Below are 21,669 nucleotides of genomic sequence, written 5' to 3'. Positions count from 1 at the left end.
CGGAGGCGACAAAAGCGTGGATGACGCGGACGACCACGGTGTGGGCGACGCCGACGGTCGCGGTGTGGAGGCCGCGGAGTACTGCAGCGTAGCCGATGCGAATCACCGCTGCCTCGATGACGAGAGGTTACCTCTCTTGTCGAATCCGCCGAGAGATTGGTTCACGACTCCGACACTGATAACAGGGGTGAACTTGTAGCGGAGGTCGATGAGTAACAGAGCGGAGTCCGCCCCCGAGACGGGACACGTGCGCGTCGTCGGCACCGCGCACGTCTCCGCCGACAGCGTCCGCGAGGTCGAAGAGACCATCGAGGCCGAGCGACCCGACGTGGTCGCCGTCGAACTCGACGAGGGACGCTATCGGCAGATGCAGGGCGAGACGCCCGACGACCTCGACCCCAGCGAACTGCTGCAGGGGAACACGGTCTTTCAGTTCATCGCCTACTGGATGCTCTCGTACGTGCAGGCACAGATGGGCGACAAGTTCGACGTGAAACCCGGCGCGGATATGCTCGCGGCCGTCGAGACGGCGCAGGAACACGGCATCGACGTGGCGCTCGTCGACCGCGACATCCAGACCACCATCCAGCGCTTCTGGGCGCGGATGGGCTTTATCGAGAAGCTCCGGATGGCGGGCGGCCTCGTCTTCGGCGTCACCGACGCCCGCATCGTCGGCCTCATGCTGGGCTTGCTCGTCGGCTTCGTCGCCGGCCCGATTATCGCCGTTCTCGGCGGCTTTCTCGGCCTTACCGAGGCGGTGTTCGTCCGCGCGCTCGGGTCGGCGCTTCTGGGCGTCGGCTCCGGCATCGCCATCTCGTGGCTCGCCTCCCTCGTCGTCGACGACGGCGACAGCATCGTCGCGGGTCTCGCCGGCGGCCTCGCGCTGGCGCTGCTCGGCGGCGCGACGCTCGGCCTGACGGACCCGTTCGTCCAGTCGACGTTCTCCGGGTTCATGACACAAGTGGGAGGGAGTCTCGCACTCGGCATGACCGGCGGCGTCGTCGTCGGCCTGCTCGGCGGCGTTCTGATGGCCGCGACGGGGATGGACCGCGGCGAGGATATCGACGAACTCGACATGGCGGAACTCACCGACACCGACGTGGTGAGCGTGATGATGGAGGAGTTCCGGGAGTTCAGCCCCGGCGGCGCGGAAGCGCTCATCGACGAGCGTGACGCCTACCTCGCGCACAACATCGTTTCCCTCCGAAACCAAGGCAAGGACGTCATCGCCGTCGTCGGTGCGGGCCACAAACAGGGCATCGAGAACTACCTGCGGAATCCGGAGACGCTGCCGCCGATGGAGTCGCTGACCGGCGTCGCGGAGAAGCGCGGCATCCCGTGGGCGAAGATTATCGGGACGCTCGTCTCCGTCGGTTTCGTCGCGTTCTTCCTCCTCTTGGCGATGGCGGGCGTCAGAGACGGCTTCCTGCTTCGGCTGTTCGGCGCGTGGTTCCTCGTCAACGGCATCTTCGCCGCCGGCCTCGCCAAACTCGCCGGCGCGCGCTGGTCGTCTGCGACCGTCGGCGGTCTCGTCGCGTGGATGACCTCGGTCAACCCGCTTCTCGCACCCGGATGGTTCACCGGCTACATGGAACTGCGCCACACCGCCGTGAACGTCGCCGACATCGGTCGGCTGAACGAACTCCTGACGGACGAGGAGACGCCGCTGGGCGAACTGATGGGCCAGATGTTCGACGTGCCGCTGTTTCGGCTCATCATGGTCGTCGCCATGACGAACATCGGCAGCATCATCGCTAGCTTGCTGTTCGTGACGTACATCCTCCCGCTATTCGGTGCGGAACTCGGCGGCGCGGAGGCGGTCACCCGACTGATGGTCGACGGCGCGCGCAACAGCGCCGAACTCATCTGGGGGGCGCTGACGTGAATCTCACGTTCAGCGGCCGCGAGGTCCGTGACCTGCTCGTCGCGTGGGTCGTCCTCGGCGTCGCGTTCGCGGTGTTCTTCGCCGGTGGAGACCCGATTTCGTTGCTCCAAGAGGGTCCGGTCTCGGCGCTCGCAGTCAGCCTTTTGACCGCGGGTGTCGGCTTCCTCCTGCACGAACTCGGCCACAAAGTCGTCGCCGTCCACTACGGACAGGTCGCAGAGTTCCGCGCGGACTACAGCATGCTCGTGTTGGCGCTTCTCAGCGCGTTTCTCGGCTTCATCTTCGCCGCGCCGGGTGCGGTCCACCACCGCGGGATGCTCACCGAACGACAACACGGCCTCATCGCACTCGCGGGACCGGCGGTCAACGTCGTGTTGGCGCTGCTGTTCATTCCGCTGGCGCTCGTCGTTCCGGTCGGCGGCTTCCTCGCCAGCGTCGCCAACCTCGGAGTGATTATCAACCTCTTCTTGGCCGCGTTCAACATGATTCCGTTCGGCCCGCTCGACGGCCGGAAGGTGCTGGCGTGGAGCAAAGTCGTCTACGCCGTCTTCACCGTGCCGACGGTGGGCGTGACCGTGCTTCTCATCCTCGGGTGAGCGGGGTCAGCCTGTAGGGGCGACTCCACTTCCTTACCGGCGAACGACTCTATCCCCTTGCCGGCGAACGACTAAACAACTCGCTTCCGTCTTCGAAGCTATGGAGAGCGTCAATCCGGCGACTGGCGAGCAACTCGATAGCTACGAGGACGACGACGAGGGGAGCGTCGACGCCGCCCTCGACCGGGCGACGGAGACGTTTGCGGAGTGGCGCGAGACGAGTTTCGCCCACCGTTGTTCGCTTCTGAAGCGCGCGGGCGAGGTGCTTCGAGAGAACACCAACGAGTACGCCGAACTGATGACGCGGGAGATGGGCAAACCCGTCGTCCAAGCGCGCGCGGAGGTGGAAAAATGCGCGTGGGTCTGCGACTACTACGCCGAGACGGCCGAAGAACACCTCCAAGACGAGGTTATCGGGACCGAGGCCGACGCCCACGCGTTCGTGAGCTACGAACCGCTGGGACCGGTTTTGGCAGTGATGCCGTGGAACTTCCCGTTCTGGCAGGTGTTTCGCTTCGCCGCGCCGAACCTCGCCGCGGGCAACGTCGGCCTGCTGAAACACGCCTCGAACGTGCCGGGGTGTGCGAAAGCCATCGAGGAGGTGTTCTCGGAGGCCGGCTTTCCCGACGGCGCGTTCCAGTCGCTTCTCATCGGCACCGACCTCGTGGAGGGCATCATCGAAGACGAGCGTCTGCACGGCGTGACGCTCACCGGCAGCGGCCCCGCCGGGCGCGCCGTCGCCGCGACGGCCGGTGAGAACCTCAAGAAATCCGTGCTCGAACTCGGCGGGAGCGACCCCTTCGTCGTTCTCGACGACGCCGACGTCGAACGCGCGGTGAAAAGCGCCGTCTACGGCCGCGTCCAGAACAACGGCCAGTCCTGCATCGCCGCCAAGCGGTTCGTCGTGATGGACGAGGTGTACGACGAGTTCGAAGAGCGGTTCGTCGAGGAGATGGAGGCGCTCACCGTCGGCGACCCGATGGACGAGAGCACCGAACTCGGCCCACAGGCCCAAGCAAGTCTCGTCGACGGCCTCCACGAACAGGTCGAAGAGACCGCCGACGCGGGCGCGACGGTACTGGCCGGCGGCGGACCGATGGACAGAGAGGGTGCGTACTACCCGGCGACCGTCTTAGCCGACATTCCCGAGGGGACGCCCGCCGACGACGACGAGATATTCGGCCCCGTCGCGTCGTTGTGGCGCGTCGAGAGCGAGCAAGAGGCCATCGAACGGGCGAACGACACGCCGTTCGGCCTCGGTGCGAGCGTCTGGACCGAAGACGCGCAACGAGGCGAGCAGTTCGCAAGAGCGTTCGACGCCGGCTGCTGTTTCGTCAACGAAATCGTGAAATCCGACCCGCGGGTTCCGTTCGGCGGCGTGAAGGATTCGGGGTACGGCCGCGAACTCTCCGAACACGGCATCCACGAGTTCGTCAACCGCAAGACGGTCTGGGTCCAACACGGCGAGTCGAGCACCGGTCTGGGGTCGTTGTCGGAATGAAGGCCTCTGACCTCCTCGTCGACTGTCTGGAGGCGGAAGGCGTCGACTACATCTTCGGCCTCCCCGGCGAGGAACTCGAAGACGTGCTGTTCTCGCTTCGAGAATCCTCGATACAGTTCATCCCGGTGCGACACGAACAGGGCGCGGCGTTCATGGCGGACGTCCACGGTCGTCTGACCGGCGAGGCCGGCGTCTGTCTTGCCACGCTCGGCCCGGGCGCGACGAACCTCATCACGGGCGTCGCCGACGCCCACCTCGACAAGTCGCCGCTGGTCGCCATCACGGGACAGGGCGGCCGCGAACGCCTCCACAAAGAGAGTCATCAGGCACTCGACATCGTCCACACCTTCGAACCGGTCGTCAAGTGGAACACGCAACTGAACGATACCGAGATAATCAACGAATCAGTCCGAAAAGCGTTCAAACTCGCCGAGTACGAAAAACCCGGCGCGACACACCTCGAATTTCCCGAGGACGTCGCGGCCGAGGCCGTCGACTACGAACCGCTGGCGGTCCGCAACGAGGTCAGACGGCCCGACCCGGACCGCGAGTCCGTCGAGCGGGCGGCAGACCTGCTCGCCACCGCCGAGAAACCCATCGTCCTCGCCGGCAACGGGGCAGTGCGTGCCAACGCCGCCGACCGACTCCGGTCGTTCGTCGAAGCGACCGACGTGCCCGTGGTCTCGACGTACATGGGCAAAGGTGCGGTGTCGGACCGCAGTGCCCACTCGCTGATGACGCTCGATTCGGGACCCGACGACGAGGCGGAGACGGCGATAGAACGCGCCGACTGCGTTGTCGCCGTCGGCTACGACATCGCCGAACACGACCCGAAGCGCTGGAACCCGAACACGGATACCCACGTCGTCCACCTCGACCACGAACCCGCAGAGGTGTATCAACACTACAACCCCGATGTGGAAATCGTCGCGGACATCTCGCGGGCACTGGAACGTCTCGAAGAGACCGTCGACGAGACGTGGGGGACGTGGTGTGCGGACGTGCACGAGACGGTGCTCGCGGACGCGTTGGAGACGCCTGACGATTCCGACCCGTTCTCGGTCGCCGGCGTGTTGCCGTATCTTCGGAACGCGATGGCCGACGAAGACGTGCTCATCTCCGACGTCGGTAGTCACAAGATGGCGATTGCGACGCAGTTTCCGACGTTCGAACCGAACACGTGCATTATCTCGAACGGCCTCGCCAGCATGGGCATCGGCGTCCCCGGCGGCGTCGCCGCCGACTTGGCGCTCGACTCGAACGTCGTCGTCGGCACCGGCGACGGGGGCTTTCTGATGAACGCCGCGGAGTTGGAGACGGCGACGCGACTCGGTCTCGGATTCACCGTCTTGGTGTTCAACGACGACGACTACGGCCTCATCTCGGAGAAACAGCGCGAGAACACCGGCGAAGCGTTCGGCACGGGTCTCACCAATCCGGACTTCGTGACGTTCGCCGAGAGTTTCGGTGTCGACGGCTACCGACCCGAGTCGTGGGCGGACCTCGAAGACGTTCTCGACAGCGTCGTCGACGACGGAGAGATGTCGCTCGTCGAGATTCCGTTACGGAGGTGACGCCGGGGGCGTCACCGCCTGTAGTTGTGCCCCGCGACGAGCGCGAGCACGTTCACGCCGAGGAGAGCGACGAGCACCAGCGAGCGGTTGCCGGCTAACCCGTCGACAATCAGCGCGAGATGGCAGAACGGCAGTGCGACCGCCAGCCAGAAGGCGACGAAACGTATCGCCGAACTGAGGACGGTCTGAAGTTTGGGGCCGAGCGAGACGTCTGCGGGGCGGGTGATACGGCGGTCGGCGATTGATGGCGCACTTGCCATGGACGGCGTTCTATTCGACTACCCCAGACGGTTTATAAACACGAGATAGTTGTGAACTGTTCTCGAAAGTTGTCCGTTCCTACCGGTCGTGTGAGTGACTATCATGGCCGCGTTCCGGGGTCACGTCTCGCGGTTTGCCTCGAAAACGGACGCCGCTCGTCGGTCGGTGGTTAAGCGGTGCCAACCCGCCGAGCGACGAGAGTAGGCGCTGGTAGCCGCCGAAGTTGGTAGGGCCTGTCACAGAATCGAGTACCTGTGCGTTTCTGTTACGCTCGGCGTACCGTCTGCGACTGTCGACGACCCGCGAGCGGTGGGCTTTTGAGGAGTCACCGCGGGGGTTCGCGCATGGGAGACGACGAGGAACTCACGTACTCGGAGGCGGGCGTCGACATCGGGGCGAGCGAGGCGGCGACGGCAGCGCTCGTGTCGGCGGTCGGCGACAGCGAAGGCGACTACGCCGGTCTGCTGGACATCGGCGACCGATATCTGGCGCTGGCGACCGACGGCGTCGGGACGAAACTGCTCGTCGCCGAAGCACTCGGCGACTACTCGACGGTCGGTATCGACTGCATCGCCATGAACGCGAACGACCTCGTCGCCGCGGGGGTCCGACCCGTCGCGTTCGTCGACTACCTCGCCGTCGACGAACCGGACGAAACGTTCGCTCAGCAGGTCGGTGAGGGACTCGCCGCCGGGGCCGAGGAAGCGAACATCGAACTCGTCGGCGGCGAGACGGCGGTGATGCCCGAAGTCATCAACGGCCTCGACCTCGCAGGCACGTGCGCGGGTCTCGCGGCGAAAGACGACATCTTCGAGGGCCACGCCGAACCGGGCGACGCGCTCGTCGGATTTCGCTCGTCGGGCATCCACTCGAACGGCTTGACGCTCGCACGGAAAGCAGCGACGAGAACCCACGACTACGACGACGCCTTCCCCGGCGACGGCTACGAGACGGTCGGCGAGGCGCTGTTGGAACCCACACGTTTGTACACCGACCTGCTCGACCCGATGCGCGAACACGACGTTCGCGGCGCGGCCCACGTCACCGGCGGCGGATGGACGAACCTCGAACGCCTCGGCGACAACCGCTACGTCGTCGACGACGCGTTCGAACCCCAGCCAGTGTTCGAGTTCGTCCAGTCGGAGGGTAACGTCTCCGACGAGGAGATGCACCGGACGTTCAACATGGGCACCGGGTTCGTCGCGGCGCTCGACCCCGAGAACGCCGAGGCACTGGCTGAGGCGACCGACGGCCGCGTCATCGGCCGCGTCGAAGACGGTGACGGCGTCTCGATTCGCGGGCTGGAACTGTAAGCTCCGCTGTCGCTCGCGGCGCTAAGAGCGGAACTGGCGAACAGACGGCGAACGAGAGTCGAGAACGCAGCGGGGTCGCCGTACTCCCGCCTCGGCCGCGCTGCGTCGACTATCAGGTCACGCGGCGAGGTGGTTCCGTTTTCGTACAAAAACTCTCGTCAGGGTCGAAAGAAGAATGCAGAGACGCTACGAGAGCTGAGCAGCGACGTCGGCCTCGGTGATGATGCCGACCGTCTCGCCGCCTTCGGTCACCATCACGGCTTTGTAGTGGTCGAGGAGATTCCGGACTTCGTCGACGGTGGCGTCGCGGGCGACGGTGGGGAACGACTCGCTCATCAGTTCGCTCACTGGTTTCTCGCTGACGTTGTCGCCGCCGTGAATCACGTCCGACTGACTGATAGAACCGACTGGAATCCCCGCTTGAAGTACTGGGAGCTGTGAGTACGCTTCGTCCTCCATGGCGTCGAGGGCTTCGCGGACGGAGTCGTCGGGAGCGACGCTGATGACCGTCTCGTTCATGATGTCGACAGCACGGACCACGTCGCCCTCTGCTTCGTCGAGCGCTTCGACGATGCGGCGAAGCGTCGACAGCCGAGGGTCCACGTCGCCGCCCTCGATGCGGGCGATGAGCGGTTGGGAGACGCCGGCGGCGTCCGCCAGCGCGCTCTGGGTCAACCCGAGCGTGTTCCTGCGTTCTCGCAGGTCCTGCGGCGTCGGTAGTTCCATATCCGCGGATAACCAGCGGTTATTGAAAAGGTTTCGGCTATCAGTCTCGGGCTGTGCGCTGGGTGACTCCTCGGAGAGCGAGGAACCCGACCGGTTACTCGTCTTCTTCTTCTTCGGTTTCGACGATGTCGATGACCGACAGCGGCACGTCGCGGAGTGCGCCACCGACTTCGCTCTTTGCGATACGGGCGGCGTGCTTCTCGCCGTCGGCGTTGAACACGTCGATTTCGAGGAGGAGGCCGACGAGTGCGGTGTTGGCCGCGATGAACGCGGAGTCGAACGGTTCGCCGCAGGCCGGACACGGCGTGGCACCGACTTCGACTTCGACGTACTCCTTGTTCTGCTGGTTGAGACGTTTGCCGGCTTCGCTGACGGCGACGCCGATGGCGTCGTCGATATCCTTCACGTCACGTACGAGCCAGGCCGCCTCCATCGCTACGAGGTAGTTGCTCATACCTGTAGGTAGAGGTAGGGGGTTTCGTGTCTTGTGATTCGAGTCTGACCGACTGTTCAACTCGTTGGCCGACTCCGACGACGCTCTGCACCTCGGCGGATTATCTCTGTAAGTTATGCGTGAGACAGCGATTGCTCACACACATATTCAGCCGAGGTTGCCAAAAAATCCAGCACGGTTGTAGAGAATACAAATATGCTTTAATCGCAAGACTGCGTCGGGTTCAGTGGGTGAGAGAACCGGGAAAGCTTATATGAGGGCACGGTGGACCCCGGAGTAGGCAATGTTCGAATCGCTGTCCCGTATCAGCCTGTTCGCCCTGTATCACCTGACGCTCGCACTGGGTATCGCGCTCCTCCCACTGACGCTCGCGGTCCGGCAGTTCGGCGTCCAACTTCCGGTCGGCCGTCTCGTCGAAACCGTCGGCACCGCCTACGAGAACGCCGCCGCACAGTAGACCGACTCGCACGTTTTTCGCACTCGTCCCGCCAGCGGCGGCGCTTTTCGATGCACACAAATCGACCGCCACGACGGCGGCAACGAGCGAGTGAAGAGGTGCATTTATCTGCGCGGCCGCGCAAATGGAGGTAATGCGTCCACCGACATCGGATTTCTCTGGGAGCGATAGTCCCCTCGACGGTAGCCGTTCGAGTGTGTTCGGGCCGGAACTCGGCGAGTTCCCGAACAACGGGCAGTCGTCGGAACCGCGCGAAGGCGAGATGAAAACCGGGACGACCACCGTCGGCATCAAGACCGAAGACGGCGTCGTTCTCGCAACCGACATGCGCGCCAGCGCCGGCTACATGGTGGCGAGCAAAGACGTCCAGAAGGTCGAAGAGATTCACCCGACGGGCGCGCTCACCATCGCGGGGTCGGTGTCGGCCGCTCAGTCGCTCATCCGTTCGCTCCGCGCGGAGACGCGCCTCTACGAGGCCCGCCGCGGCGAGGAGATGAGCATGACCGCACTGTCGACGCTCGTCGGTAACTTCCTGCGCTCGGGCGGATTCCTCATCGTCAGCCCCATCCTCGGCGGCGTCGACTCCGACGGTTCCCACGTCTACAGCATCGACCCCGCCGGCGGGACCACCGAAGAGGAGTACACCGTCAGCGGCTCCGGGTCGCAGTACGCACTCGGTGTACTCGAACAGGACTACGACGAGAGTCTCTCGCTCGACGAGGCTAAAGACGTCGCCACGCGCGCCATCAAGAGCGCCGTCGAACGCGACCTCGCCTCCGGCAACGGCATCAACATCGCCGTCGTCACCGAGGACGGCGTCGACATCGAACGTCACAAAGACATCAACGCGCTGCTGTAAGCGACGACTCGTTCGTCGCCCCGGTCCGAAGCGCACTCGAAAACGACGTTCTCCCTCTCGATACTCGTGACCACACCGACGACGAGCGACGCGCCTCAGTTCGTCGCGTCCTCGACTGCCTCCCGTGTCTCCGAAACGAGGTGGTCGAAGTCGGGATTCTCTCCGTCTTTCACCCACCGGTACGTCACGACGCCGTCGGTGTCGACGACGAACACGCTCCGCTCGGCCACTTCTATCATCCCGTACATGTCGTCGAGCACCACGTCGTAGTCGCGGATAACGTCGTGTCGCCAGTCGGAGAGCATCGGGAAGTTCAGGTTCTCCTCTCGAATCCAGATGTTCTGGGCGAACGGGAGGTCGACGCTCACGCCGAACACCTGTGCGTCGAGGTCGTCGAACAGCCCCATCGAATCCCTGAACGCGCACATCTCTTCGGTACAACCGCTCGTGAACGCCGCGGGGTAGAACGCGAGAACGGTCGGACCGTCCGCGATAGCGTCCGAGAAGGTGAACTCGTCGAGGTCGTTGTACGTCTCGCCGCCGGCTTTCGGTACGGTGAAGTCGGGTGCGTCGTCTCCGATGTCGACCATACCCACAGTTGGAGCGGCCGCTAATCACGATTTCCCTGCCGGCGACGAAGTCGGTTGACTCGGAGACTCGACCGGAGTCTACGCCCAGTCGGCGAACGTCCCTTCCAGAAGGGACTCCTCTTGGGCGTCGATGTACGCCCGCTGCATCCCCGTGATGGCCTCCGTCAGCGACGCGCCGTCGTCGAGTCGCGTTCTGACCTCGCGGCGTTTCCACGTCGCCGGCGTCTCCATCGCCTCGACGCGCCAACGAAGCGGCGCGATGTAGCGTTCGGCCTCCGTCTCGGAGAACCCGGACACTTCGAGGCCGTGGCGGGCGTGGGCCAGCAGGTCCTCGTACAGTTCGACGGGGTTCGTCGTCTCGTGGCCGTCGTTGGTAATCCAGCGCTGACCGCTGTCGAGGCCCATCCGCGTCGCGGCCGTGAAGTTCTCGCGCGCCCGCTCCCAGTCCAGCGAAAGTACGGGATGTTCGCGGCGCGGCAGCGCCTCCATCAGACCGGCGAACGCCGCTTGGAACGCGATAGAGTCTCGGACAGTGGGTTGGGCGGGAATCGGACGGAACTCGATTCGGGCGTTCGCCGCCGACCGGGTCGGCCCGTCGAACACCGGTCGAACCCACCGCCAGTAGGTGCCGTGTTTGGTTCTGAGCGTCGCAAAGGAGTCGTCGAACCGGTCGCCACGTTCGACGGGCATCGGGACGATAGTCGAGTCGGCGACGACCCTGTCGACGGCCTGTTCGACCGAGTCGAGGTCTTCGGGGAACGCGACTTTCGGGTCCTCGCCCTCGTTGAGCACCGACTCGAAGACGGCGATGCGGTGTTCGTCCCACGCGTCTTGCAGAATCGTCTCGGCGTCGACGCCCGCCTCGTAGAGGTCCGGCGGGAAAAACGGCGAGTTGACACCGAGCGCCAACAGGGGTCCGGCGATGCGGAGCGCGTAGTTGTGGTAGATTGGGAGGTCGTCGGCGTGGGCGACTTGGTAATGTGGTTGGATGGAGGTGATGAGGCTCTCGGGCATCACCGTATCCGCCTGTAGGTCGACGTTCGGTGCGTCGACGGCGAAGGTGTCGGCGGCCGCGCCCGTGTTCGCCATCGCGTGATAGCGGACGGAGTCGCTCATGTTGGTGGCGATGCGTACGTCGTCGTCGACGACACTGTCAGAGAGATAGCTTCGGGCCGTCTCGCCCGCAGGCGGAATCGTCCACATGGCGTCGCTGACCAGACGCATCCCCTCGGCGGACGTACAGTCGAGCGCCGCCGCCAGTCGAGCCTGTACCTCCGACTCTTGGGCGCGGATGCCGTAGGGACCGAACGGCTGGGGACTCGTCGACATCTCGGCGTTGTGGAGGCCGAGTTCCTTCTCGAACCCGATGAGTTCGAGTAGGCGACGCGGCACGCGCATCAACGCGTTGGTGTCGTCGGTCGAATCCGTCCACCGGCCGTCGGCGACGGCGTAGAACTCGTACTCGAAGCCGACGATAGACTGGTGGTTGTCGAACGTGCCTGCCTCCAACTCCTCTTTGACGACTTCTCCGTCGGCGGCGGCCTGTGCGCGGAACTCCTCGGCGTCGACGTCGAGTACCTCCGACACGCGTTCCGCGAACGTCTTCTCCATACCGCCTCATGCGCGAGGAGCGTCTAAAGTGCGACGGCCTCGGCTAGAAAGTCGGCGCTGGGTCGCTCCGGCGTCAGTACGGACTGTCGACGACGTGTAACTCGTAGTCGGTGATTGGACTGGCCCACTCGTCGGCGTAGGGGAGGTAGGTGACGGTGAAAGGCCACTCGGACTCGCTTTCGAGGTTGGTCGTACTCGCGTAGTTGGAGGTGAGCACTGTCGTCTCGTCGGCGTAGAACTTCGCTTCGGCTTTGAGATAGTCGAACGACTCCTCGCCGACGTTGCGGACGCTGCCGTCGAGTTCGGCTTCGACGCCTTGGGCGTCGAGTTGGGTGTCGAGGAGTTCGATTCCCTCGGGGACGCGCGGCAACGGTTCGACCTGAAACGCCGCTTCGAGTTCGTGGGAGGCCACGTTTACCCCGTCGTCGTAGTACGGGATGTACGCTTTCCACGTCTCACCGGGGTTGAGGCCGATGAGATACTCGGTGGCGACGTCGAGGGGGTTGTCGTCCTCGTCGAAAAAGCGTGCAGTCACCCGGATACCGCCCGAGGCGACGGGACCCACGTTCTTCATCAGTGCCAACACGGCCGCCGACTGGCGGTACGTGTCGTCTGTAGTGACGAGTTCGTGAGAGTTGACGACGATGTCCGGACTCTCGTCGTCACTCTCGGACCCGCTGTCGTTACCCGCGAGTTCGTCGATGACGCCGTTGTCCGCCTCCGTCGGTTCGGACGTCGTGTCGACGGGTCGCGTATCCTGAGACGTACAGCCCCCGACCCCGGCGAGAGCACCGCTCGCGAGCGTCAGGAACCGCCTCCGATGCATACGTTAGATAAAGTGATTTCATCATAAGAACACTCCCACTCTCTCCGCGGAAGGAATGTTTGTCTCGCTGGTAAGAGCGAGTCAGCGGCCTCGGGGGCGTCGAATGCGGTAATCGGGTCGGTTACGTCCGCTTGGTCGAAACGATCTCCCAACGACAACTCGGTCAGGTCGCACAGAAGAGAGACGTGGTCTCAGTTCAGTTCCTTGTAGCGGGTGTGTTCGACTAGTTCTTCGAGTGTGGGGTGAGGCGTAAATCGAATCGTGCCTCGTCGGCGGTCGTATGCGCAGTTTCTCGTCTCGGCCAGTCGTGGGAGATGGTTGTGATGTAAATCGATTTTGAGACTCTCGCGCGGTGGCGGGTTGTCCGTACGGTTTCCAGCGGCTTCGTACGCCTGAACCGCGTTGACGGCCGCGTCGAGTTCGCCGACAGCGTCGTCGAGCGATAACAGGTAATACAGCAGATACCGACGACGGGGACTGGCCAACAGACTACAGACGATATCGAGTCCTTCGGTGACGGTTTGATTGCGTGTTATCGAGTCGGGGACCGGACTTTCGCTGGTGTTCCCGTCACCAGAATCTCTAAAGCCGTCGTCTGACATTTCATAGTAGGACCAGAAGCTTAGTGATATAGCTACAACCTGCGGCTCAATGGCTTTTAAGTAGGAGATGCTCCGTTCGTGTACGAACGGGACCGAAGCCACGACGAGTTGGTGCGGTGCGTTCAGTGCGCACTTTCGCTGTGCCACCCGAAAGTTTCGACGGAGTCGTTACGTCGGCTACGTCCTCCAGCGGCACCGAACCGAGGGTCTTGACACCGAGACGGGACAGTTAAACCGAGAACGTGAGTACGGCCGTGCGATGGAGTTCGCGGCGTTCACCGACCGAGCAGCGAGCATCGAGGCGGAAGCGGCAGACCTCGAAATCGTCGCGCTGTTGGCGGAGATGTTTCAGATGGCCGGACCCGACCTACCGGTCGTCGCGCGATTCGTGCAGGGACGCGTGTTTCCGGCGTGGCAGTCGGCGACGCTCGATGTCGGCCCGCGTCTCTGCTACGACGCGATTTCTCGCGCTGCTGGCCCGAACGTGACCGCCGACGACGTGGAGAGAAAACTGGCCGAAACGGGGGAAATCGGAACCGTCGCCGCCAGTTACGAGTTCGGCGGCCAGCAGGGACTGGCCGCGTTCGGGTCCGGAGAGACGACCGAGTTGACCGTCGCCGAGGTCGACGAGACGCTCCGGTCGCTCGCGGCGGCGGCGGGGTCGGGAAGCCAAGACCGCAAAGTCGACACGCTGTTCGGTCTGTTCAATCGGTGTTCGCCCGAAGAAGCGCGTTATCTCGCCCGAATCGTCCTCTCGGAGATGCGCATCGGCGTCGGTGAGGGCGCAGTCCGTGACGCCATTGCGGAGGCGTTCGAGGTTCCCACCGAGAACGTCGAACGCGCGTTGCAGGTGTCGAACGACTACGGACGGGTGGCCGGAATCGCCCGCGACGAAGGGGTTGGAGGCCTCGATGCAACCGGTCTCGAAGTCGGCCGACCTGTGCAGGCGATGCTCGCACAAGCGGGCACCGTGACCGACGCCCTTGACGAGTGGGACGACGCGGCCGTCGAGACGAAGTACGACGGCGCACGGGTCCAGATTCACCGAAAAGTCGACGGCGACGCCGAGCCGGCCTCGCAGTCGACGGACATCTCCGTCTACTCGCGCAACATGGAGGACGTGACCGACGCACTGCCCGAAATCGTCGATTTCGTGGCGGAGTCGGTCGACGTACCCGCGATTCTCGACGGCGAAGTCGTCGCCGTCGACGACGCGGGCGACCCGCTTCCGTTTCAGGAAGTGCTGCGTAGGTTCCGGCGAAAACACGACGTGGCACGGATGCGCGAGGAGGTGACGCTCCGTCTGCACGCCTTCGACTGTCTGCACGCCGACGGTGACGACCTGCTCGAAGAGCCACTGGCGACACGACACGACCGACTCTCCGCCGTCGTCGACGACGAGGCGGCCGTCTCGACGCTGCTTCGTTCGGCCGACCCCGACGAGATAGCCGTCTTCGAGGCCGACGCGCTGGAGGCGGGTCACGAAGGCATCATGCTGAAAGACCCCGACTCGACGTACTCGCCGGGCAACCGCGGCAAGCACTGGCTGAAACGGAAACCCGACGTGGAGACGTTGGACCTCGTCGTCACGGGTGCGGAGTGGGGCGAGGGCCGGCGCGCGCAGTTCTTGGGGACGTTTCTGCTCTCGGCGCGCGACGAGAACGGGACGTTCGAGACGCTCGGGAAGGTGGCGACGGGTATCACAGACGAAGAACTCGCTACACTGACCGAGCGGCTCGAACCCGAAATCGTCGCCCAAGAGGGTCGTGAGGTAGAAATTCGGCCGTCGACGGTGTTCGAGGTCGGCTACGAGGAGATTCAGCGCTCGCCGACGTACTCGTCGGGGTACGCGCTCCGGTTCCCGCGGTTTCTCTCGGTCCGCGAGGACAAAGCGCCCGAGAGCGCCGACACGCTCTCACGAGTCGAACGACTCGCCGAGCGCCAGTAACGCGAACGAAGCCGCTACTGCGGCGTGCTGACGGGCGGCAAGAGTGTATCACGGACTCACAGCGACTGCGAAGACGTGCGTGATTTATCCCGGCGCGCTTCGACTCACACGGTATGACGGTTCGACACGACGGTCTCACCGTGGATTGGTTCGGCTACGCGACGGTCAGAATCGAGACGCCCGACGGGTTCGTCGTCTACCTCGACCCCGGTCGTTATGGGGTCTTGGACGACTACGACGCGAAAGACGGCGATTTGGTCTGCGTCACACACATCCACCACTACGACTCCGAGGCAATCGAACGCGTCGCCAAAGACGACGCGACGGTCGTCGCCTACGGCGGCATCGAGGCCGGCGACACCGACCGCGACGTGACGCCGCTGGACCAACTGGAGTACGACGTCGTGACGCTCGCCCAAGAGGACCGCTTCTCGGTCGACGGCGCGGACGTATGGACGCTGCCGGCGTACAACGAACCCGGTGGTCCCCACACTCGAGACGACGGCGAACCCTATCACCCGGAGGGGTTCGGCGTGGGCTACTTGCTCGCGGTCGGTGGCAAGACGGTGTTCTGGCCGGGTGACTCCGACGTGCTGGAGGGCCACGAACAGCTGGAGGTGTCGCTGTTTCTGCCACCTATCGGCGGCGCGTTCACGATGGACCGACAGGAGGCCGCGGACCTCGCGGAGACGCTCGACCCCGACCTCGTCTTGCCCATCCACTACGACACGTTCGAGGAGTTGGAGACGGACTCCCGGGCGTTCGCCGCCGACGTCGCCTCACGCGGCGTTCCGGTCGTACTGGACGAACGGTGAACACCCGTGGGCAACCGCATCGACTACGGGTACCTCGACGGCCGGCACCCCTACCATCGGGTCGGAACCGGTCCGCGGCGACTGGTCGTCTTTCCGGGACTGAGTGACCCACTGTCGGGTCGAGAGCCGTCCCGCGTGGTCGCCGAGTTGCTCGCAAACTACTACTACCGGCGCTACACCGACGAGTACACCGTCTGGGTCGTCAGTCGTCCCCGTGGGATGCCCGCCGGCCACACGACACGCGACATGGCCGCCGACTACGCCGAGGTGGTCGCCGATATCGGCTCCGCGTCCGTGCTCGGTCTCTCGATGGGCGGCCTCGTCGCCCAGCAGTTCGCCGCGGACTACCCCCAGTTGACTCGCCGTCTCGTTCTCGGTGTCAGCGGGTGCTACGTCGGACAGGAGGGGGCCGAAACACTCGGCCGATGGTCGTCGTGGGCCGAACGCGACGAGTGGCGCGAAATCCTCCTCGACAGCGTCGCGGTGACGTACAGCGGCTACCGCTCGACGCTGTACCCGCCGCTGCTTCAACTGGTCGGTGGCCGGTTCGTGCCGGACCCGCTCGTCGGGTCGGACGTGGGAGTCTCCTGTCGCGCCTGTCTGGACCACGATTCGCGGCGGCGACTCGGCAACATCGACGCGCCGACGCTCGTCGTCGGCGGCGCACACGACCACTTCTTCACCGAGGAGATACTCCGTGAGACGGTTGCGGGAATCCCGGAGGGTCGACTCGCGTTGCTCGGCGGTGTCGGTCACGGCGCGTTCGAAGAGCGGCAAGCGACCGTCGACGCGACGGTCAGACGATTTCTCCGCGGACAGACCGAGGCGATGGCGCGACTCGACTGAGCCGGGTCATCTCACGTAAGTTACTTGTCGGACGAGCGTCGATTTCGAGTATGGTCCTCGAATCGTCGACGCCGAACTTCTGTGCGGACTGCGGCGCGAGTCTCACCTCAGGGGCGTCGTTCTGTTCGCAGTGCGGCACGTCCGTCTCGTCCTCCAGCGAGTCGGCTTCGGGCGCAAGCGCGGGCGCGACGCTGTCACCGTTCCGACAGCGCGTCCGCGAGTACACCGTCCACGGCTGGGAGATAGAGCAAGACTACGGCGACCGAGTCGTCGTCATCAAGCGCGGCTTCGGGTCGATACCGGCGCACGTTCTGATATTCATCGTCACCGGCTTTACCGCCGGCCTCGCCAACCTCGCGTACGCGTGGTATCGCTACTCACCGGGCGCATCGCGTGCGGAACTCCGCGCCGACGGCACCGAACGGTGGGTCGACGGCCGGTCGAGCAGTCGCTCGACGTTCGGCGTCGACCTCGCAACCGCGGGCGGCGTCGCCGTCGGTATCCTCCTCGTACTGATGGGCGTCATGGCGATGTCCAGTGGCACCGTCAGCAGCCTCTTCTTTGGGCTGTTGCTTCTCGCCGCCGGTGTGTTCGTGTTCCCACCGATACAGGACCGACTGAACAGGGAGCAGTCGCTGACGACGTTCGGCCGCGAACGCCACGTCGACACCGAATCCGCCGCCGACGACGAGCGCTGCGTCGTCTGCGGCAAACGCGCCCGCGGCGGTGTGACCCGCTCGTTCGCCGATAAAACGTACCTCGCTGGGGTCCCGCTGAGAACCCACGAACAGGGGTCGAACAGCTACTGTCACCACTGTGTCGTCGAGGAAGATATCGACACGTCGGCGGCCAAAGACAGACAAGTCGTCCGCGAACTCGCCTAACCCGTCTACAGAATGCCCATCTCGCCGAGTCGCTCGGGGAGGTACGTGTCGGTGACGAAGTCCAGACCGCGAGACGCGAGCGCCTGCTGCTCTGCCTTCTTGCCGATGTCGAGTTGGAGATTTATCTGCTCGGTCCAGTACTCCGTCTGGAACCGCGGGTCCTCCAACTCGCTTTCGAGCGCGTTGATGTCCGAATCCGACAGCGGGTCCGTCGGCAGGTCGTAGTCGACGATGTCCTGCGGTTGAATGCCTACGAACTTCGCTTCGGGTGTCGCCAGATACTCCGAGAGGTGTGCGGATTTGATGGAGCCGTACGCCACGGAGCCGTAGATGCGGTACGACCACGGGTCGCCGTCAGTGAAGACGACGACCGGCAAATCGAGTTCGTCGTGGAGACGCTTGGTGATACGGCGGGTCGCGCGGGCGGGTTGGCCTTTCAGGTGGACGACCATCGCGCCGTGGTCCTCGTCGAAGCCGTTCTCGACGAGTCGGTCACGCATCCCACCGGTCTCCACGCAGAGGACGAACTCGATGTCGTGGTCCAAGAACTCGATGGTGTCGGGGTTGTTCGGAATCTGGTAGCCACCTTCGCCGACGTCCTCCTGACAGTGAATCTCGCGTTCGCCTCGTCGCGTCTGCTCGCGGATGCGAAGCGGTCCCATCAGCGTCGCTCCCGACTCTTCGGGGCGCATGTGGAAGTCCTCGCGGGTGACTTCCGAGACGATTTCGAGGTCTTCGACCAACTGGTTTGACTCGTCTTGGTCGTTGAACCCCGCTTCCTTCGAGTCCCACGACTCCGAGAGGTAGTACAACTCACGCAGCGTCGACGAGCGGCCCTCGTCTAACTGCTGGGCGAGGAAATCGATGGTGTAGATGGCCTTGAGCAGTTTCCGCGCGCCGCGGACGCTGTTTGCACTGCGGGTGCTGGTTCGGTCGCCGTACACCCAGACGTGGCTGTCCTCGTCGTACTCGATGTTGCTTTTCGTCCGGGTAGGCAGTTCCATCTCCGGAATCTGCCCGCCGGCGAACTGGTCGTAAAACTCCGCCGCGAGGTCGATGAGACGCTCGCGGGCTTTCTCGTCTTGTAGTTCCGTGTCTGAACTCATATTACGCGTTCACCGTCAGTCGCTCTTTTTCGACACCGTCGACGTCGATGTCGAACGTTGCGTCCGCGCCGACCGTATACGAGAGCGTCGCCGACTCGCCCGAAGGAACCGAAGGTTTCCACTGGACGAACCACTCGCCGTCCAAGTCGACAACGTTGGCCTCACCGTTGAGGCCCTCCGGTTCGACCGAGACGATGTCGGTGATGTCCAACTGCTCGCTTCGGTCCGAGTAGTTGCGGATGCTGAGCGTCACCTCGCCGTCTTCGACGCGGCGTTCGACGCTCACGTTGTTCATGATGCGGGCCATCGCGCCGTCGATGTTCGGCCGGTCTCTCCCGGTGACTTCCGACACTTTGTCGGCCATCTCGGGGAGAATCTGTCCGAGGACGTTCTGTTTCTCGCGGCGCTGCTGCATCGAACGGCGCTTTTTCAGATACGATTTCAGTTCGCGGGCCGCCTCGCGGATGGCGAGTTCTATCTCGTCTTCGATGGCCGGGATGTTCGCCAGCGCGTCCTTCGACTCGCTCGTGAACGGAACGTTCGTCGAGGCGACGTGGACCATGATGACCGCGGGGCCGTTCGGCATCCCGCTGCCGCCGGGTTGGTCCAGTCCGTAGTTACGCCAGCCGATACCTTTGACCACGTCCGTCGTCGCACACGCGCCGCGCTGGTACACCAGTGGAACGCGGTTGGCGAAGCGAAGCAAGTCGACGCTCCCTTCGGCGGCGAGTTCGCCGCCGTAAGCGATGCCGGCTTCGACGATGAACGGGTCGCCGCCGTGGACTTCGGCGTCGCGGGTCGCCGCCGCGTAGAAGTCGGCGTCGTACTCCTTTCGGAGACCCGCTTCGACGAGTTCGGCGGTGATGGGTGAGAGACACTCCGTCGGTGGCGCGAGGATGTCGGTGACGCGCATCGCTTCGAGCAGGTCGCTCGCGGCGTCTCGGTCGTCGGCGACTTCGCGCACCGGCGGCGCGTCGTCGGGGACCGTCCGCATCGCCCCCCAGAGCACGTCGGTGACGTTCTCGCGGGCCGTCTCACCGAACGCCGCGTCGTCGTACTCGACGGTGGCGTCGGCGGCGTCGTCGACGAGCGCTCGGAGGGCTTTCCGCGAGAGGCGGTGTCTGTCGTCTTCGAGTGCGGCGAACTTGCGGGCGAGGCGTTCGGCGAGGCCGTGGACCGTCGCGTCGTCTTTCTGGGTACTCGTCGCCTCGTCGACGGCGGCGTGTATCGTCGACACCAGCGCCGACTCGGTTCCCTCGTCGGTCTCCTCGTGGTGGGTCAGTTCGGCCCACGCGGCTTCGACGGCGTTCTCTCGAACCGTCTTGCCGAACGTTTTCCCCGTCTCTTCCTGTACTCCTTCGGCGACGTTCGCAACGATGTCGACGAGTTCGTAGTGGCTGGTTCGCTCGCGGGAAGTCAGCACGTCGGCGACGCCGGACGCGAACTGGGTCGTCGCCTCCGGGCCTTTCCCGGAGACGGCGTCGGCGATGGTCGCTTCGAGTTCGTCGGCGTCGGCGACGGCGGGCCACGACATCTCACGGCCGAAGTGGTTGTCGCGGAAGTTGTTCAACACCTTCGTCGCCGTCTTCTGGCCGACGCGGGTGAACTCCTCTTGGAGGAACCCCGAGATAGAGTACGAGTCCGTCGCGCCGAGCATCTTGAGCAACGTCCCGAGTTCGACGCCGTGGGGGTGCGGGCGAATCTCCTCGGTTTTGGCGGGCAACTGGTCGGTTGCGCGCTCGAACTTGAGGGGTTCGTCGAGTCCCGGTTCGCGCAACTCGAAGCGGGCGTGGGGGTTGACGACCGCCGTGTGCTTGATGTAGTCGTGAAGTTGCTGTCGGGCGCGCATGTTCGCCTCCATCTCCAGTTCGATGCGCGTGCCGTGCGGGCGGTCCCACGACGTCTCCTTCGACTTGCGAATCTCGGGGTCGTTCTTGTCGGTGTCGACGACGAGTTCGAAGTACTGTGCCTCGGCGCTGCCCTGCGTTCTGGAGGTGATTTTCGCGGGCTTACCGCTGGTCAGTTGCGAGTAGAGAACGGCGGCGGAGATACCGATACCCTGCTGACCGCGCGACTGCTCGCGGGCGTGAAAGCGAGAACCGTAGAGGAGTTTCCCGAACACCTTCGGGACCTGCTCTTTGGTGATACCCGGTCCGTTGTCTTCGACGACGAGGCGATAGTAGTCGCCGGCCTCGGCGATTTCGACGTAGATGTCGGGGGCGATTTCGGCTTCTTCGGTGGCGTCGAGGGCGTTGTCGACGGCCTCCTTGACGGCGGTGACCAGCCCTCTGGCCCCGCTGTCGAAGCCGAGCATATGTTTGTTCTTCTCGAAGAACTCGGCGATGGAAATCGACCGCTGGTTCTGCGCCAGCTCGTCGGCGATTCCCTCCTCCTCGCCGAGTGTCGACTGAAACGAGGTCATTCTGTGAATCCAGTTATCAACGGGACGGTTAAAACCTGTTCGGGACCAGGGTGAAAGTGAAAACCGCCATACGAGGCACGTTCACATACCGAACGATTGCTTTCCTAAACTATCTCTTTTTCCTGAGTACTCCGATAATCGAAGAGTCCCGTCCTCCGCGGTCCTCCCCCAGGGGTTCGATGGTCAAACACCCTTTCGGAGTCCTGTAGAGAGGAGGCAAACCCGAGTCCGACACGTCAGTCGGAACGGGACGCTGGACGGCCGGAAGCTATTCGTCGTCTCTCACCAGAATCGACCCAACGCCGTTGGTTTCGGGCGACGTCGAGCGGTCGCCTGTCGGCCCCGAACGCTGGACCGGACCGTCGCGAGGCGCGGCCTCTGTGGTTTATTCTG

20 protein-coding genes are annotated in these 21,669 nt (G+C 64.2%); 11 read left to right on the top strand and 9 right to left on the bottom strand.

The window, feature by feature from the left end; all coding sequences use genetic code 11:
- Positions 1-208 precede the first annotated feature (208 nt).
- The 4 genes from AUR64_RS02870 (at position 209) to AUR64_RS02855 (ending at position 5,556) form a co-directional block, all read left to right on the top strand.
- Positions 209-1,885 (top strand): TraB/GumN family protein, encoded by a 1,677-nt coding sequence (locus tag AUR64_RS02870; RefSeq protein WP_058580448.1) that lies wholly within the window; start codon positions 209-211, stop codon positions 1,883-1,885.
- Positions 1,882-2,481 carry a Zn-dependent protease gene (locus tag AUR64_RS02865; RefSeq protein WP_058580447.1) on the top strand — a complete coding sequence of 200 codons (600 nt, stop codon included), beginning with the start codon at positions 1,882-1,884 and terminating at the stop codon, positions 2,479-2,481. Before AUR64_RS02870 ends, AUR64_RS02865 begins: the two co-directional genes overlap by 4 nt.
- A gap of 100 nt (positions 2,482-2,581) precedes the next feature.
- Positions 2,582-3,982 carry an NAD-dependent succinate-semialdehyde dehydrogenase gene (locus AUR64_RS02860; protein WP_058580446.1) on the top strand — a complete coding sequence of 467 codons (1,401 nt, stop codon included), beginning with the start codon at positions 2,582-2,584 and terminating at the stop codon, positions 3,980-3,982.
- On the top strand, positions 3,979-5,556 hold the full coding sequence (locus AUR64_RS02855) for an acetolactate synthase large subunit (RefSeq protein WP_058580445.1): 1,578 nt from the start codon (positions 3,979-3,981) through the stop codon (positions 5,554-5,556). The genes AUR64_RS02860 and AUR64_RS02855 overlap by 4 nt, the downstream gene beginning before the upstream one ends.
- 11 nt (positions 5,557-5,567) lie before the next feature.
- Here AUR64_RS02855 and AUR64_RS02850 read toward each other — a convergent pair whose 3' ends face one another.
- Positions 5,568-5,816, bottom strand: a complete 249-nt coding sequence (locus AUR64_RS02850) for a hypothetical protein (protein ID WP_058580444.1) — start codon at positions 5,814-5,816, stop codon at positions 5,568-5,570.
- Between the two features lie 345 nt (positions 5,817-6,161).
- On the opposite strand from AUR64_RS02850, the gene purM reads away from it, so the two are divergent.
- Complete coding sequence (gene purM / locus AUR64_RS02845) at positions 6,162-7,130, top strand: phosphoribosylformylglycinamidine cyclo-ligase (protein ID WP_058580443.1); 969 nt, start codon at positions 6,162-6,164, stop codon at positions 7,128-7,130.
- A 186-nt stretch (positions 7,131-7,316) separates the two neighbouring features.
- Here purM and AUR64_RS02840 read toward each other — a convergent pair whose 3' ends face one another.
- Together AUR64_RS02840 and AUR64_RS02835 are read right to left on the bottom strand one after the other, a co-directional pair.
- The gene (locus tag AUR64_RS02840) at positions 7,317-7,856 is read right to left on the bottom strand and encodes a CBS domain-containing protein (RefSeq protein WP_058580442.1); all 540 of its coding nucleotides are present in this window, start codon (positions 7,854-7,856) and stop codon (positions 7,317-7,319) included.
- A gap of 94 nt (positions 7,857-7,950) precedes the next feature.
- Positions 7,951-8,310: a DUF555 domain-containing protein gene (locus tag AUR64_RS02835; protein WP_058580441.1), complete on the bottom strand. Its 360-nt coding sequence runs from the start codon at positions 8,308-8,310 to the stop codon at positions 7,951-7,953.
- Between the two features lie 283 nt (positions 8,311-8,593).
- On the opposite strand from AUR64_RS02835, the gene AUR64_RS20860 reads away from it, so the two are divergent.
- Positions 8,594-8,767, top strand: coding sequence for a hypothetical protein (locus AUR64_RS20860; protein ID WP_169794653.1), 174 nt, complete (start codon positions 8,594-8,596; stop codon positions 8,765-8,767).
- Positions 8,768-8,900: 133 nt separating this feature from the next.
- The gene (psmB, locus tag AUR64_RS02830) at positions 8,901-9,626 is read left to right on the top strand and encodes an archaeal proteasome endopeptidase complex subunit beta (protein WP_058580440.1); all 726 of its coding nucleotides are present in this window, start codon (positions 8,901-8,903) and stop codon (positions 9,624-9,626) included.
- 95 nt (positions 9,627-9,721) lie between these two features.
- Here the strand turns inward: psmB and AUR64_RS02825 are convergent, their stop codons facing one another.
- From AUR64_RS02825 to AUR64_RS02810, 4 genes are all read right to left on the bottom strand, one after another.
- Positions 9,722-10,216 carry a redoxin domain-containing protein gene (locus AUR64_RS02825; protein ID WP_058580439.1) on the bottom strand — a complete coding sequence of 165 codons (495 nt, stop codon included), beginning with the start codon at positions 10,214-10,216 and terminating at the stop codon, positions 9,722-9,724.
- Between the two features lie 78 nt (positions 10,217-10,294).
- Positions 10,295-11,827 (bottom strand): hypothetical protein, encoded by a 1,533-nt coding sequence (locus AUR64_RS02820; RefSeq protein ID WP_058580438.1) that lies wholly within the window; start codon positions 11,825-11,827, stop codon positions 10,295-10,297.
- A gap of 73 nt (positions 11,828-11,900) precedes the next feature.
- Positions 11,901-12,653: an FxLYD domain-containing protein gene (locus AUR64_RS02815; protein WP_058580437.1), complete on the bottom strand. Its 753-nt coding sequence runs from the start codon at positions 12,651-12,653 to the stop codon at positions 11,901-11,903.
- A gap of 191 nt (positions 12,654-12,844) precedes the next feature.
- Positions 12,845-13,255 (bottom strand): DUF7344 domain-containing protein, encoded by a 411-nt coding sequence (locus AUR64_RS02810; protein ID WP_058580436.1) that lies wholly within the window; start codon positions 13,253-13,255, stop codon positions 12,845-12,847.
- A 259-nt stretch (positions 13,256-13,514) separates the two neighbouring features.
- Here AUR64_RS02810 and ligA point away from each other — a divergent pair, with 259 nt between their 5' ends.
- The 4 genes from ligA to AUR64_RS02790 all read left to right on the top strand — a co-directional run bounded on the left by ligA (position 13,515) and on the right by AUR64_RS02790 (position 17,748).
- Positions 13,515-15,203: an ATP-dependent DNA ligase LigA gene (gene ligA, locus AUR64_RS02805; RefSeq protein WP_058580466.1), complete on the top strand. Its 1,689-nt coding sequence runs from the start codon at positions 13,515-13,517 to the stop codon at positions 15,201-15,203.
- A gap of 113 nt (positions 15,204-15,316) precedes the next feature.
- On the top strand, positions 15,317-16,018 hold the full coding sequence (locus tag AUR64_RS02800) for an MBL fold metallo-hydrolase (protein WP_058580435.1): 702 nt from the start codon (positions 15,317-15,319) through the stop codon (positions 16,016-16,018).
- A gap of 6 nt (positions 16,019-16,024) precedes the next feature.
- Positions 16,025-16,864, top strand: coding sequence for an alpha/beta fold hydrolase (locus AUR64_RS02795; protein WP_058580434.1), 840 nt, complete (start codon positions 16,025-16,027; stop codon positions 16,862-16,864).
- A gap of 50 nt (positions 16,865-16,914) precedes the next feature.
- Positions 16,915-17,748 carry a zinc ribbon domain-containing protein gene (locus AUR64_RS02790; protein ID WP_058580433.1) on the top strand — a complete coding sequence of 278 codons (834 nt, stop codon included), beginning with the start codon at positions 16,915-16,917 and terminating at the stop codon, positions 17,746-17,748.
- A gap of 5 nt (positions 17,749-17,753) precedes the next feature.
- On the opposite strand, the gene AUR64_RS02785 is transcribed toward AUR64_RS02790, so the two are convergent.
- Both AUR64_RS02785 and AUR64_RS02780 read right to left on the bottom strand, forming a co-directional pair.
- Entirely contained in the window at positions 17,754-18,854 is a 1,101-nt protein-coding gene (locus AUR64_RS02785) for a DNA topoisomerase IV subunit A (protein ID WP_058580432.1), read from the bottom strand.
- Between the two features lies 1 nt (position 18,855).
- On the bottom strand, positions 18,856-21,276 hold the full coding sequence (locus AUR64_RS02780; RefSeq protein WP_058580431.1) for a DNA topoisomerase VI subunit B: 2,421 nt from the start codon (positions 21,274-21,276) through the stop codon (positions 18,856-18,858).
- Between the last annotated feature and the right edge of the window lie 393 nt (positions 21,277-21,669).

The organism is Haloprofundus marisrubri (assembly GCF_001469955.1).
Classification (GTDB): Archaea; Halobacteriota; Halobacteria; order Halobacteriales; family Haloferacaceae; genus Haloprofundus; species Haloprofundus marisrubri.
This window is presented reverse-complemented; position numbering and strand designations above follow the sequence as displayed.

What these genes read in the sequence shown, in the direction of transcription:
- AUR64_RS02815 (WP_058580437.1), bottom strand. Translation starts at nt 12,653, where the DNA reads ATGCATCGGAGGCGGTTCCTGACGCTCGCGAGCGGTGCTCTCGCCGGG.
- AUR64_RS02850 (WP_058580444.1), bottom strand. Translation starts at nt 5,816, where the DNA reads ATGGCAAGTGCGCCATCAATCGCCGACCGCCGTATCACCCGCCCCGCA.
- AUR64_RS02790 (WP_058580433.1), top strand. Translation starts at nt 16,915, where the DNA reads ATGGTCCTCGAATCGTCGACGCCGAACTTCTGTGCGGACTGCGGCGCG.
- AUR64_RS02840 (WP_058580442.1), bottom strand. Translation starts at nt 7,856, where the DNA reads ATGGAACTACCGACGCCGCAGGACCTGCGAGAACGCAGGAACACGCTC.
- AUR64_RS20860 (WP_169794653.1), top strand. Translation starts at nt 8,594, where the DNA reads ATGTTCGAATCGCTGTCCCGTATCAGCCTGTTCGCCCTGTATCACCTG.
- AUR64_RS02855 (WP_058580445.1), top strand. Translation starts at nt 3,979, where the DNA reads ATGAAGGCCTCTGACCTCCTCGTCGACTGTCTGGAGGCGGAAGGCGTC.
- AUR64_RS02800 (WP_058580435.1), top strand. Translation starts at nt 15,317, where the DNA reads ATGACGGTTCGACACGACGGTCTCACCGTGGATTGGTTCGGCTACGCG.
- AUR64_RS02810 (WP_058580436.1), bottom strand. Translation starts at nt 13,255, where the DNA reads ATGTCAGACGACGGCTTTAGAGATTCTGGTGACGGGAACACCAGCGAA.
- AUR64_RS02825 (WP_058580439.1), bottom strand. Translation starts at nt 10,216, where the DNA reads ATGGTCGACATCGGAGACGACGCACCCGACTTCACCGTACCGAAAGCC.
- psmB (WP_058580440.1), top strand. Translation starts at nt 8,901, where the DNA reads ATGCGTCCACCGACATCGGATTTCTCTGGGAGCGATAGTCCCCTCGAC.
- AUR64_RS02835 (WP_058580441.1), bottom strand. Translation starts at nt 8,310, where the DNA reads ATGAGCAACTACCTCGTAGCGATGGAGGCGGCCTGGCTCGTACGTGAC.
- AUR64_RS02820 (WP_058580438.1), bottom strand. Translation starts at nt 11,827, where the DNA reads ATGGAGAAGACGTTCGCGGAACGCGTGTCGGAGGTACTCGACGTCGAC.
- AUR64_RS02860 (WP_058580446.1), top strand. Translation starts at nt 2,582, where the DNA reads ATGGAGAGCGTCAATCCGGCGACTGGCGAGCAACTCGATAGCTACGAG.
- AUR64_RS02870 (WP_058580448.1), top strand. Translation starts at nt 209, where the DNA reads ATGAGTAACAGAGCGGAGTCCGCCCCCGAGACGGGACACGTGCGCGTC.
- ligA (WP_058580466.1), top strand. Translation starts at nt 13,515, where the DNA reads ATGGAGTTCGCGGCGTTCACCGACCGAGCAGCGAGCATCGAGGCGGAA.
- AUR64_RS02785 (WP_058580432.1), bottom strand. Translation starts at nt 18,854, where the DNA reads ATGAGTTCAGACACGGAACTACAAGACGAGAAAGCCCGCGAGCGTCTC.
- AUR64_RS02780 (WP_058580431.1), bottom strand. Translation starts at nt 21,276, where the DNA reads ATGACCTCGTTTCAGTCGACACTCGGCGAGGAGGAGGGAATCGCCGAC.
- purM (WP_058580443.1), top strand. Translation starts at nt 6,162, where the DNA reads ATGGGAGACGACGAGGAACTCACGTACTCGGAGGCGGGCGTCGACATC.